Below are 12112 nucleotides of genomic sequence, written 5' to 3'. Positions count from 1 at the left end.
GCCGCGCAAGCTCCTGGTGGCCGCCTCACCCTCGCCGCAGGGAAGCCTGGAGCGCGTCCGTCAGCCACATGTGAGGGGCTCCCAGGGTGAACGGGTCGCTGCCCGCCTCGGCCACGAGGTGCCAGTAGCGGCGCATGCGCGGGTCGCGGTCGGCGGCCACCCAGGACAGCAGGCGGGCGCGGAAGGCCGGTGTGTCGCGGTCGCGGCGGGCCGAGGCGTGTACGGCGACGAAGAGGTCGAGTTCGGGGCCCGGCCGGGGCGGCTCGCCCGCTCGTACCAGCGGCCAGGCCTTCGCGCACGCCTCGCCGAGACCGGTGAGGAAGTCGTCCTCGTCGGCGATCTGCTCCGCGTTGGCCCGCGCCATGGCCAGCAGAAGGCGGCCGAGGTCCCGGTCTCCGGCCAGGGCGAACAGTTCGGCGAAGGCGACCACCTGCGAGGTGCTCGGATCGTCGGGCGGTTCGGGTACGGCCATGGCCACGAACGCGTCGAACATTTCCACCGACACCGGGGCGACGATCGTGCGCCGCCAGAACGCGATCAGCGCGTCGCGCGCGGCGGCGCCGTTCTCGACGGCCGCCAGCAGTCCGAGTCTCCCGGCCCGGTCGGCCGGGGCCGCCTCCTCGACGGCGCGCAGGGCCGACCGCCGCCACGCCAGCTCCGCGAGCCGCGCGTCGAGCGCGGCGCGCTCGGCCGCCACGGCCTCGGCGACGGAGCGTTCCCCGGCGACGACCTGCCTGACGGCTGTGAGCCCGAGTCCGAGCGCGCGCAGTCGTCTGACGAGACGGAGCCGTTCGACGGCCGCCTGGTCGAACCGCCGGTGTCCCCCGGAGCTGCGCACCGAGTCGACGATGCCCTCGTCGCCGTAGAAGCGAATGGTCCGCACCGGAACGCCGGTCAGCCGCGACAGCTCACCGATCCCGAACGTCTCGTCGAGCCAGGGCACTTGAACCTCCACCGGACTGGAGCTCCTACGGTACCGGCGTGACCACGAGAGGAGACGCCGTGAAGACATCGAAAAGGGACATCCGAGACGCCCACGACACTCGGGAGGCACGGGATGCCCGGAACGGCCAGGACAGCCGGAGGAGCCATAACGGCCGGAACGCCCTTGACGCCGTGCGGCTCGTGGAGGGGCTGCGGGAGCAGACCGCCGGCTTCGCCCGCGCCGTCGCCGGCCGGGATCCGGAAACCCCGGTGCCGACCTGCCCGGAGTGGTCGCTGGGCACCCTGGTGGGCCATGTCGGCCAGGAGCACCGCTGGACGGCGCGGCTCGTGCGCGAGCGGCGCCAACTGGCCGTACCCGACCCGCGCGAGGCTCGTCCCGGCGCGCCGGACGAGTGGGCCGGGTGGCTGCGCGAGGGCGCGGAGGAACTGATCGGCGCGATCGGGGAGACCGGCGCCGAGACCGTGATCGAGACGTTCTTCGGGCCTCGGCCGGCGGGCTTCTGGCTGCGCAGGATGCTGGGCGACACGGCAGTCCACCACTACGACGCGGCGTACGCGACGGACAGCGCGTTCGGGATCGCCGACGATATGGCGGCCGATGTGATCGGCGAGCACCTCGCCCTGCTGGCCGAACCGGCCTTCCAGGCGGTCAGGCCGGCGCTCGCCGAGCTGCGTGGCCGGGGCGAACGGATCGGGTTCCGGCCGGGCCCCGGCGCGGGAGGCGAGGGCTGGGTGGTCACCCGTACGCCTGAGGGGCCCCGGTGGGCCCGCGGGCCCGTGGACTCCACGGACTCCATCGGCTACATGGACGCCGACGCCGACCACGACATCACCCGCGACACCGACACCGTCATCGGCCACGACACCGACGCCGACGCCGGCTTCGACGTCGTGGTGTCGGGAGCGGTGGCGGATCTGATGCTGGTGGTGTCCGGGCGTGTCGCGCCGGAGGACGACCGGCTGACAGTGACGGGCGACCGCTCCCTTCTCCACCACTGGCTGGCGCGCACCGGGCTCTGACGGCGGGTCACACGGCTGGTCGCACGCGACTGGTCACCGCAGCGGCGCGGTGAGCCTGGCCGTCCCCGTCGGGGCGGCCAGGCTGCAGGCGACGGTGGTCTGGCCGAGCAGGTAGCTCGTGCGGTACGGGTACTGGACGAAGGTCGACCAGCGGGTGCCGAGCGGCTGGTCCGCGGCCTTGGTCCGCAGCGGCTCCCGGCACAAGGCGGCCGCCGCGTCCCGTACCGCGCCGTCGTCGCCGTACGTGCCGGTGAGGCGGAGCCGGGCGACGAGTTCGGCGTCGTGCGGCGTGTCGCAGGCCCGGCGGACGACGGTTCCGGGCGCGTCGCGCTCGATGTCGAAGCAGTCGCCGACACGCAGTCCGTCGTACGGGCTGGGGGCGGGAGCCGGCGGTGTACGACGGGTCTCGCCGCTGCGCGGCCGGGGGCTCGTGGTCCCGGAGGCGGTCGGGGCGGCGGTCGGCGGGTGCGAGGCGGTCGGTACGCGCCGGTCGCGGTCCGCCGGGTGCTTCGTGGCGGGTCGCTTCGACTGCGTGGGCAGCGGTGACGGGCTCTCGCCCTGGGGGGCGGGCCGCTGTCCGGACGTCCCGGACGCCGTGTGGGCGGGTGCTCCGGCCGACCGGCCGGAGGTGGCGCCCGCGGAGGTGCCCGCCCCCGGCTCGGCCGGGGCGGAGGGCCCGGCGCTCGGGTCGCCGTCGCCCGAGCCGCCGCGTGCCGTGACGGCGAGGGAGAGGGCGAGGATCGCGGCGAGCGCGGCGACCGGCAGGACGACGACGCCCGGCCGTCTCGGTGGCCGGGCGTCGCGGGACGGGGATTCCGTCGGCGGGTGGAGCATGGGAACCAGGGTCACCCGTCGTCGGTCATGTGGCGAGCGATATCGGCGAGTTGGGCCTTGCTCGTACAGAACCGTGACAATCCCGCGGCTCGTACGAGACGCCCTGTGGGAGCCGGTACGAGATGCTCGCGTACGGAATCCCTGCGACCTCCTGCCGTGCGGGAGCCGCGGCCGGCGGCCTTCCTGCCCTGACGCCCGCGGTCCCGCTCGTGCCTACAGGCCGAGCTGGCGCTCGGCGGCCTCGACGGTCTGGGAGAGGAGGACGGCGATGGTCATGGGGCCGACGCCGCCGGGGACGGGCGTGATGAGGGAGGCACGCTCGACGGCGCTGTCGAAGTCGACGTCGCCGACGTTGCCCGGGTTGTAGCCGGCGTCGATCACGACGGCGCCGGGCTTGATGTCCTCGCCCTTGATGAAGTTCGGCTTGCCGACGGCGGCGACCAGGACGTCGGCCTCGCGGACGGCGGCGGAGAGGTCGGTGGTGCGGGAGTGGCAGTAGGTGACGGTCGCGTCGCGGCCGAGGAGCAGCAGACCGGCCGGCTTGCCGAGGATGGCGCTACGGCCGACGACCACGGCGCGCTTGCCGCTGAGGTCGACGTCGTACGCGTCGAGCAGCCGCATGATGCCGCCGGGGGTGCAGGAGACGAAGCCGGGCAGACCGAAGCCCATGGCGGCGAAGGAGGCCATCGTGACGCCGTCGACGTCCTTCTCCGGGGCGATGGCCTCGAAGGCGGCGCGCTCGTCGATGTGCGGACCGACCGGGTGCTGGAGCAGGATGCCGTGCACCTCGGGGTCCTCGGAGAGCGCGGTGATCGCCGCGACCAGCTCCTCGGTCGTCGTCTCGGCGGGCAGTTCGACGTGCTTGGAGCGGATTCCGGCCTTCGCGCAGCGGTTCTGCTTCATCTTCACGTACGTCACGGAGGCGGGGTCCGCGCCGACGAGGACGGTCGCGAGGCAGGGCGTGGTGCCGGTGCGGCGGGTGATCTCGGCGGCGCGCGCGGCGGTCTCCTCGACCGTGCGGCGAGCGAGCGCGGTGCCGTCCATGAGGCGTGCGGTGCTGGTGGACATGGGCCACTCCTGAGCGTCGTCGATGACCGGTTGATCGCCCAGGCGCACGGCAGCGGCACGGTCGCGCGGGGTGTGCGCGTCCGCCGGGCCGCTCCCCGGTGGTGATCCACCTCTAGCGCCAGTCACGGCCCGGGCCCCACTCTACGTGACGGGCGCGGGCGGGTAAGTCGAGGGGCGCGTAACCGGTCAGGGCGCATATGCGTGCCCGTCCGGGCGCTTGTCGGCGGGGCGTGCGCGCATCACGATGACGTGCAGGACGGCGTTCACGCACCGCCCACGGCGACGTACGCGAAGGCGGACGAGGCGTGGACAAGGTGGTGGACGAGCGTGGTGGACGAGGCGGGCGAGGCGGGCGACCTCGCCGAGGAGGCCGAGTGAGCAACGCGTGGGCGGGGACGGCGGAGACCGCTGCGACACATGCGACAGCCGCGACAGCGGACGCCGTGCGCCGCGCGCACGAGGAGTTCACCGAGGCAGCGACGGCGGCAGCCTCGGAGGCCGGGCGGCGGCCCGGCGGCTCGGACCGGTCCGAGGACTCCGGCCGGTCCGAGGACTCCGGCCAGCCCGAGGACTCCGGCCGGCCCGGCGGCTCCGGGCGACCCGGCGGCTCCGGGCGCCCCAGCGACTCGGGCCGGTCCGGCCGCTCCGGGTTCGGCCGTCAGGCGCCTCCCGCGGTGTCCCCGCCCGTCCGGCCGCTCGTCGCCGAGTCCTGGCGGCGTTCGGCGCGGGCGCGCGTGAGCCCGGACGGCGCGGCTCCGGTGGAGCTGGACGAGGAGGAGCTCGCGGGGCACCGCGAGGCGCATCCGCTCGCCGTGGCGATGCCGATGATCCGGGAGCTGATGGGGGCGTACGCGCGGGACGGCGAGCATCTGCTCGCGGTGTGCGACGCCGCCGGGCGGATGCTGTGGGTGGAGGGCCATCCGGGAACGCTGCGGAAGGCCCGCGCGATGAACTTCGTGGCCGGTGCCCGCTGGTCGGAGACGGCGGCGGGGACGAACGCGCCGGGCACCGCGATCGCCGTCGACCGGCCGGTGCAGGTCTGCGCCGCCGAGCACTTCCGGCGACCGGTGCAGCGGTGGACGTGTGCCGCGGCGCCCGTGCACGACCCGCACACCGGTCGGCTGCTCGGGGCGGTCGACGTCACGGGTGGGGACGGGCTCGCGCATCCGCACAGTCTGGCGTTCGTGCAGGCGGTGGCGCGGGCCGCCGAGTCGCAGCTCGCGCTGCTGTCCCCCGTCGCGGCGCCCGGCAGGTCGCGGCTGACGGCCCTGGGCCGGGACGAGGCGTTGCTGCACGTGGCCGGGCGACGGCTGCGGTTGAGCCGGCGGCACAGCGAGATCCTGGTGATCCTCGCGCAGCGGCCGGAGGGTGTGGGTGGCGACGAGTTGCTGACGCTGCTGTACGAGGACGAGTCGGTCACTCCGGTCACGCTGCGGGCGGAGCTTTCGCGGCTGCGCGGGCTGCTCGGCCCCGAGCTGCTGGCGTCCCGTCCGTACCGGCTGGCGGAGGCGGTGGACGCGGACTTCTCGACGGTGGACCGGCGGCTCTCCTCCGGTGCGGTCGCGACGGCACTCGCCGACTACGCGGGGCCGCTGTTGCCCGGTTCGGGGGCGCCCGGTGTCGTACGGCTGCGGGAGCGGCTCGCGGGGCGGCTGCGGGCGGCGCTGGTGGACCGGGGCGATCCGGGACTGCTGGCCGACTGGGCGTACAGCACCTGGGGCGAGGACGACCTGACGGTGTGGCGGGCGCTCGCCTCGGCCGTGCCGGCCGCGGAGGCACCTGCCGTACGGGCCCGGCTGGCCGCGCTGGACGCCGAACTGTCCGCGGGTGCAACGGTGTTGCAACGTTCGGTCGCGCACCATCGGCGGTGAACGCCGGCCAGGGACGGCCGGCGCGGTCCGAGGGAGGCCCTGCCCATGCCCCGTTACGCCGCACCCGGCACCGAGGGTTCGCTCATGTCGTACGCGAACCGCTACGACCACTGGATCGGGGGTGAGTACGTCGCCCCGGCGCGCGGGCGGTACTTCGAGAACCCGAGCCCGGTCGACGGCCGTCCGTTCACGGAGGTGGCGCGTGGCACCGCCGAGGACGTGGAGCGGGCGCTCGACGCCGCGCACGCGGCGGCCCCGGCCTGGGGCCGCACGTCGCCGGCCGAGCGCGCTCAGGTCCTGCTGCGGATCGCGGACCGGATGGAGGACTCGCTGGAGGCGCTGGCGGTCGCGGAGAGCTGGGAGAACGGCAAGCCGGTGCGCGAGACGCTGGCCGCCGACATCCCGCTCGCCGTCGACCACTTCCGCTACTTCGCGGGCGCGCTGCGCGCCCAGGAGGGGGCGCTGAGCCAGCTGGACGAGGACACCGTCGCGTACCACTTCCACGAGCCGCTGGGCGTGGTGGCGCAGATCATCCCGTGGAACTTCCCGATCCTGATGGCGGTGTGGAAGCTGGCGCCGGCGCTGGCCGCGGGCAACGCGGTCGTCCTGAAGCCGGCCGAACAGACCCCGGTCTCCGTCCACTTCTGGATGAGTCTGGTGGCCGACCTGCTGCCGCCCGGCGTGGTCAACATCGTCAACGGCTTCGGCGAGGAGGCCGGCAAGCCGCTCGCCTCCTCGCCGCGGGTCGCGAAGATCGCGTTCACGGGCGAGACGACGACGGGCCGGCTGATCATGGGCTACGCGGCGGAGAACCTGAAGCCCGTCACGCTCGAACTGGGCGGCAAATCGCCGAACATCTTCTTCGACGACGTGTCGGCGGCGGACGACGACTTCCTCGACAAGGCCCTGGAAGGCTTCACCATGTTCGCCCTGAACCAGGGCGAGGTCTGCACCTGCCCCTCCCGTGCCCTGGTCCAGCGTGGTCACTACCACGACTTCCTCCAGGCGGCGATCGCCCGCACGGAGGCCATCGTCCCCGGCCACCCCCTGGACACGGCCACCATGATCGGCGCCCAGGCCTCCGCCGACCAGCTCGACAAGATCCTCTCCTATCTGGAGATCGGGCAGCAGGAAGGCGCCAAGATCCTGACGGGCGGCCAGCGCGTGGAGCACGGCGGCGAACTGGCGGGCGGCTACTACGTGCAGCCCACCATCTTCGAGGGCGACAACCGCATGCGGATCTTCCAGGAGGAGATCTTCGGCCCCGTGGTCGCCGTCACGTCCTTCACCGACTTCGACGACGCCGTCCGCACCGCCAACGACACCCTCTACGGCCTCGGCGCCGGCGTCTGGACCCGCGACGCCACCACGGCCTACCGCGCGGGCCGCGCCATCCAGGCGGGCCGCGTCTGGACCAACTGCTACCACGCCTACCCGGCGCATAGTGCTTTCGGAGGCTATAAGCAGTCGGGCATCGGTCGGGAGACCCACAAGATGATGCTGGACCACTACCAGCAGACCAAGAACCTGCTGGTCAGCTACTCGCCGAAGAAGCTCGGATTCTTCTGAGCGTCTTCGCCGTGGCCTGCCAGGAGGCGCAGCCTGGGTGGCCGAGATCTCGGCGGCGGTACCCAGGGTGACGCTGAAACGGCAGGCGCAGGATGACCACCCACTCGGCCCCTGCCCTCTAGGCGGAGCGCGGATCGATGAAGGGGCCGACTCAGGTCGAAGAGCAGTCCGCGGGGAGCGCGCAGGAGGAGACGCCGTCCGTTCCTCTACGGCCGGAGACCCTGGTAGAGGGGTCGTGGGTCCCGCCCGCCGTCGGGAACTGCGGTTCAGCCAAGTCGACAAGGCGGGCGGGCTGCGCGGCGCCGTGGATGCTCGCGGGTGTAAGGGCTCCCGGCGACACGCGGTGCGGTGGTTCCAATGTGCCGGAGCGGCAGGCTCTTTCGTTCGTGCTGGGAGCAGAATCCAGCAGGGTTGTTCCGTCTCCGTCGACGAGGAAACGGCAAAGGCTCCCGGGGCGTGTTGCGTCCAGGGAGCCTTCGAGAGGATCGGCCGTTCTCTGTGAAGGATTAGAGCTCGATCCACTCGGTGGAGGTGGTGACCTCCTTGAGGACGTCAGGGAGCGGCTCGATGCCGAGGCCCGGGCCCGTCGGGACGTCGAGGTGGCCGTCGGACAGGACGAACGGCTTCGTGATGTCCGTGGCGAAGTAGCGGTGCGAGCCCGAGGTGTCGCCAGGGAGGGCGAAGCCGGGGAGGGCCGCCAGAGCGACGTTGGCGGCGCGGCCGATGCCGGTCTCCAGCATCCCGCCGCACCAGACCGGGACGCCGTGGGCGCGGGCGATGTCGTGGATGCGGCGGGCTTCGAGGTAGCCGCCGACGCGGGCCGGCTTGATGTTGATGATCGAGCAGGCACCCAGCGAAATGGCCGCGGCGGCGTCGGCGGCGGACTCGATGGACTCGTCCAGGCAGATCGGGGTGCGCAACAGCTTCGCGAGCTGCGCGTGCTGGACCATGTCGTCGTTGGCGAGGGGCTGTTCGATGAGCAGGAGGCCGAAATCGTCCAGCTTCGCGAGCTGTTGGGCGTCGACCAGGGTGTACGCGGCGTTGGCGTCGACCTGGAGGAGGAGGTCGTCGCCGAAGCGCTCGCGGACGGCGCGGACCGGTTCGACGTCCCAGCCGGGCTCGATCTTCAGCTTGATCCGGACGTAGCCCTCAGCCACGTATCCGTCCACCGCGTCCAAGAGCTCGGGTATCGAGTTCATGATGCCGACGGAGACGCCGCAGGGGACTCGGTCGCGGGCCGCGCCCAGGTAGGAGCCGAAGGACTCTCCCGACAGCTGGAGTTGGGCGTCGAGGACTGCTGTCTCCAGGACCGACTTGGCCATGTGGTGGCCGGTGAAGGGTTCCAGTGCGCGGCCGACGGTCGCCGCGTCCACGCCCTCCTTCGGCAGGGCCGGGACGAGGAAGCGCCGCAGGACGTCCTGTGCCCCGTCGACGTACTCGGCGCAGTAGCGGGGTTCGGACATGGCCGCGCACTCCGCCCAGCCTTCGATTCCGTCGGAGGTGACGACGCGGACGAGGAGGACGTCGCGGCTGGTCTCGATGCCGAAGGAGGTACGGAAGGGGGCGACGAGCGGCATCGCGATGCGGCGCAGTTCGACGCCGGAGATCGTGGTCTTCATGTGCGGGTGGCTCCTGGTGCGTTGGTCAGGGCGTGGTGCGGTGGATGACGTAGCTGCGTCGGTCGTGGAAGCCGGCGACGCGCGCTCCCTCGGCGAACAGGCCGCCGAGGGTGTGCCGTACGGCCAGCCGCCAGTCGCGGGCGGCGCCCGGGTCGGTGCGGCGCAGGGACTCGATGTCGTCGGGAAGGTCGATGAGGACGGTGTCGGCGTCGGTCGGGCCGATCACGGGGCGGCCGTCGTCGTTGCGGACGCCATGGGCGACATCGGCGGGCAGGTCGAAGGTGTACGGCCCTGCGGGCGCGGTCAGGTCCCAGGCGGTCAGGACGCGGTCGGACTCGTCGCCGCCGTTGATGGCGTCGTCCATGGCGCCGTAGAAGGACGTCAGGTACTCATTGGGGCGGGCGCCGAGCTTGACGAGGTTGAAGTAGGCGTTGCGGCGGATCAGCGGGTCGTAGGTCCAGGTGATGCGCTTGAGGCCGCGGGCGAGGGCCCATTGGCGCTGGTGCAGTTTGAGGGCGAGGCCGATGCCGCGGCCCTGGGAGGCGCCCGTGATGTGGGAGTGCAGGGTGGTGCCGACGGGGTCGCCGTAGAAGCCGACGGAGGCGCCGACCAGGCGGCCCTGCTCGTAGGCACCGGCCACGTAGTTGCCCGCGTGGGACAGGGCTCGCATCACCTCGGCGGTGACGGGCGGGCTGTCGGCGGCCGTGCCCCATATGCCGGCGTAGAGGCGGCTGACGGTGTCGAGGTCCTCCATGGTGTGGAGTTCCCGGACGTCGAGTGCGGTCACTGCATCGCTCCGACGAGGTGGGCCAGGAGCCGGGCGCGGGCCGGCATGGTGGCGGTGACGACGTGTTCGTGGTCGGCGTGGGCGCCGTCGCCGACGGCGCCGAGGCCATCGAGGGTGGGGCAGCCGACTCCGGCGGTGTAGTTGCCGTCGGAAGCGCCGCCAACGGCCGCCTGCCGCAGGGGGCCCAGGCCGAGTCGCGTGGCGATGTCGCCGGCCATGGCGAAGAGTCCGCGCGAGGAGTCGGGGTCCAGAGGCGGGCGGTTGGGGCCGCCGGTGATGTTCAGGCGCGCGCCGGGGTTTTCGGGTCGCAGGGTCCTGATCAGTTGGTCGACAGCGTGCTGGGCTGCGGCGCTGGGGACGCGCACGTCCACGCTGAGGTCGGCGCGGGCGGGAACGGTGTTGTTCGCGGTGCCCGCCGAGGCCAGCGTGGGGGTGACCGTCGTCCCCGGACCGGTCTCGGCGGTCACCGTGTCGGCGATCCGGCTCAGGGCGAGGATCTGGTGGGCGAGTTCGGTCGCCGCGTTGATGCCCTTCTCGGGTTCGAGCCCGGAGTGGGCGGCGCGGCCGTGGACCGTGATGTCGTAGAGGGAGACGCCTTTGCGGCCGGTCTTGAGTGCGCCTCCGGGTGCGGAGGGCTCCAGGACGAAGGTGGCCGTGCACTGACGTGCCAGGTCCTCGATGAGCGGGCGGGAGGTGTCCGAGCCGACCTCCTCGTCGCCCGTGACCAGGACGCACACCCCGTCGAGGGAGGGCAGGGCGGCCAGCGCGTGGAACATCTGGACCAGGCCGGCCTTCATGTCGAAGACGCCGGGACCGCGGGCGATGCCCTGCTCCACCGACCAGGGGTGGGTCTTGAGGGAGCCGATCGGCCAGACGGTGTCGTGGTGGCCCAGGAGCAGGACGCGCGGGGTTCCGAAGGTCCACTGGACGTGCGTGACGCCGTCGATCACAAGCGTCTCCGGGCGGGCGCCGAGCAGCCGGGCGCCCTGCTCGGCGACCACCCGCGCGCTGCGGGCCACAGCGGCGTGGTCGGCGGAGTACGACTCGCAGGTGACGAGTTCTTCGAGGTCGGCGAGCATGGCGTCGAGCTCGGGCGCGGGGGCGGACGCGTGGTCCGCTCGCAGGGGGTAGGGGTCTTGGTCAACCGGCACGGTGGTTCCTCCAGGTTGGGATGACCGCCACGCTAGGCAGGCCGGACACGGCCCGGGTTGGGGGCGGGGTCAAAACGGGCCCCCCCTATTCGACGCGGCCACCCCGGCCGGGGGCACCGGCCGGGCCCCGGGGGGTCGTACGACCCGCCGGGCACCGCTGCAGCACTGGCCTTCAGCCCATGTGCTTGGTCATGAGCTGCCGCATGTTCCCGCCGAGGATCTTCAGGATGTCCGTTTCCGGCAGTCCTCGGCGGACGAGTGCCTCGGTCACCAGGGGCATTCCGGCAGGGCCTTCGAGGCCGGGGAAGTCGAACATCGGGTCCTCGTCGTCGAGGTTTTCGCAGCAGGGCGGGGTGACGTCGTGTATGACCTCGCGTACGAAGTCCGAGCCGAGGCCGACGTGGTCGATCCCCGCGACGGAGACGATGTGCTCGATGTGGTCGACGATCCGGTCGGTGCTCACCTTCGCCTGGTCGTCGGTGAGGAAGTCCGGTACGAAGTTCACGCACACCACGCCGCCCGTGGCTGCCACGCCGCGGATCTGTTCGTCGGTGAGGTTGCGGTGGTGGTCGCGCAGGGCGCGGGCGCAGGAATGGGTGGCGATCAGGGGCCGGGTGGCGAGCTCCAGGACGTGGGCGACGCCGCTCGCTCCCAGGTGGGAGACGTCGAAGAGCATCCCAATGCGCTCCATCTCCCGCAGCGCCTCGACGCCGGGCACCGTGAGCCGGCTGCCGGTGGCGTCCTCACGGCTGCCGTCGGCGAGCGGGGTGCGCCCCCAGTGGGCGATCGAGGCGATCCGCACGCCGAGCCGGAAGAGGGTGGGGAAGAGCTCCACGGAGGCGTCGATGCCGGGCGCGCTCTCCAGGGCGAGGACGAGGGCGATCCTGCCCTCGGCGAGGGCGGCGTCGATGTCGTCGCCGTTCAGGCACAGGGCGACCTGGTCGGCGTTGGCCTCGGCGAGGACGTGGGCGCACCCGAGCATGCGGAGGGTCTGCCGGAGCGCGCCCTCGGGGCGGTACTGGTCGTCGATGAAGACCGGCAGGACCTGGATGTCGATGCCGCCCTCGCGCAGCTGGGGCAGCCATCGTTCACGGAAGAAGGCACCCCAGCGCTTCGGGGGGCGGGCTGCGACGGCCATGAGGAGGTCGTTGTGCGCGTCGGCGACGACGGCACGGTGGTGGAGGTCGTGGGACACGACGGTCCTTTCGGCGACGAGGAGACGTCCGGCGGCCCTTGCAGGGGTGTGGG

General features: G+C 72.8%; 11 protein-coding genes and 1 riboswitch. Of the genes, 4 read left to right on the top strand and 7 right to left on the bottom strand.

The features are described from left to right. Window positions 1-25: 25 nt before the first annotated feature. Entirely contained in the window at window positions 26-955 is a 930-nt protein-coding gene (locus ACFVGS_RS19885; protein WP_385693199.1) for a MerR family transcriptional regulator, read from the bottom strand. A gap of 161 nt (window positions 956-1116) precedes the next feature. On the opposite strand from ACFVGS_RS19885, the gene ACFVGS_RS19880 reads away from it, so the two are divergent. Continuing rightward, window positions 1117-1965, top strand: a complete 849-nt coding sequence (locus ACFVGS_RS19880) for a maleylpyruvate isomerase family mycothiol-dependent enzyme (protein ID WP_385693198.1) — start codon at window positions 1117-1119, stop codon at window positions 1963-1965. A gap of 33 nt (window positions 1966-1998) precedes the next feature. On the opposite strand, the gene ACFVGS_RS19875 is transcribed toward ACFVGS_RS19880, so the two are convergent. After that, window positions 1999-2799: a hypothetical protein gene (locus ACFVGS_RS19875; RefSeq protein WP_385693197.1), complete on the bottom strand. Its 801-nt coding sequence runs from the start codon at window positions 2797-2799 to the stop codon at window positions 1999-2001. 213 nt (window positions 2800-3012) lie between these two features. After that, window positions 3013-3867 (bottom strand): bifunctional 5,10-methylenetetrahydrofolate dehydrogenase/5,10-methenyltetrahydrofolate cyclohydrolase, encoded by an 855-nt coding sequence (locus ACFVGS_RS19870; RefSeq protein WP_384406857.1) that lies wholly within the window; start codon window positions 3865-3867, stop codon window positions 3013-3015. A gap of 29 nt (window positions 3868-3896) precedes the next feature. Next, window positions 3897-4003: riboswitch (ZMP/ZTP riboswitch) on the bottom strand. Window positions 4004-4116: 113 nt separating this feature from the next. On the opposite strand from ACFVGS_RS19870, the gene ACFVGS_RS19865 reads away from it, so the two are divergent. Genes ACFVGS_RS19865 through ACFVGS_RS19855 form a run of 3 tightly spaced genes read left to right on the top strand, consistent with a single transcriptional unit; the run spans window position 4117 to window position 7307 of the window. Next, window positions 4117-4245 carry a hypothetical protein gene (locus ACFVGS_RS19865; protein WP_384406859.1) on the top strand — a complete coding sequence of 43 codons (129 nt, stop codon included), beginning with the start codon at window positions 4117-4119 and terminating at the stop codon, window positions 4243-4245. Further along, entirely contained in the window at window positions 4242-5738 is a 1497-nt protein-coding gene (locus tag ACFVGS_RS19860; RefSeq protein ID WP_384406862.1) for a GAF domain-containing protein, read from the top strand. The genes ACFVGS_RS19865 and ACFVGS_RS19860 overlap by 4 nt, the downstream gene beginning before the upstream one ends. A gap of 45 nt (window positions 5739-5783) precedes the next feature. Continuing rightward, window positions 5784-7307 carry an aldehyde dehydrogenase family protein gene (locus ACFVGS_RS19855; protein ID WP_385693196.1) on the top strand — a complete coding sequence of 508 codons (1524 nt, stop codon included), beginning with the start codon at window positions 5784-5786 and terminating at the stop codon, window positions 7305-7307. 506 nt (window positions 7308-7813) lie between these two features. On the opposite strand, the gene menC is transcribed toward ACFVGS_RS19855, so the two are convergent. From menC to ACFVGS_RS19835, 4 genes are all read right to left on the bottom strand, one after another. Continuing rightward, on the bottom strand, window positions 7814-8926 hold the full coding sequence (menC, locus tag ACFVGS_RS19850; RefSeq protein WP_384406866.1) for an o-succinylbenzoate synthase: 1113 nt from the start codon (window positions 8924-8926) through the stop codon (window positions 7814-7816). A gap of 25 nt (window positions 8927-8951) precedes the next feature. Continuing rightward, window positions 8952-9713 carry a GNAT family N-acetyltransferase gene (locus ACFVGS_RS19845; protein ID WP_384406868.1) on the bottom strand — a complete coding sequence of 254 codons (762 nt, stop codon included), beginning with the start codon at window positions 9711-9713 and terminating at the stop codon, window positions 8952-8954. Next, window positions 9710-10792, bottom strand: a complete 1083-nt coding sequence (locus ACFVGS_RS19840; protein ID WP_384407272.1) for a M20 family metallopeptidase — start codon at window positions 10790-10792, stop codon at window positions 9710-9712. Before ACFVGS_RS19840 ends, ACFVGS_RS19845 begins: the two co-directional genes overlap by 4 nt. A gap of 244 nt (window positions 10793-11036) precedes the next feature. Further along, window positions 11037-12059, bottom strand: coding sequence for a dipeptidase (locus tag ACFVGS_RS19835; protein WP_384406870.1), 1023 nt, complete (start codon window positions 12057-12059; stop codon window positions 11037-11039). Window positions 12060-12112 lie beyond the last annotated feature (53 nt).

The sequence above is a fragment of the Streptomyces sp. NPDC127114 genome (assembly GCF_042677525.1).
In the GTDB taxonomy this organism is placed as follows: Bacteria; Actinomycetota; Actinomycetes; order Streptomycetales; family Streptomycetaceae; genus Streptomyces.
This window is presented reverse-complemented; position numbering and strand designations above follow the sequence as displayed.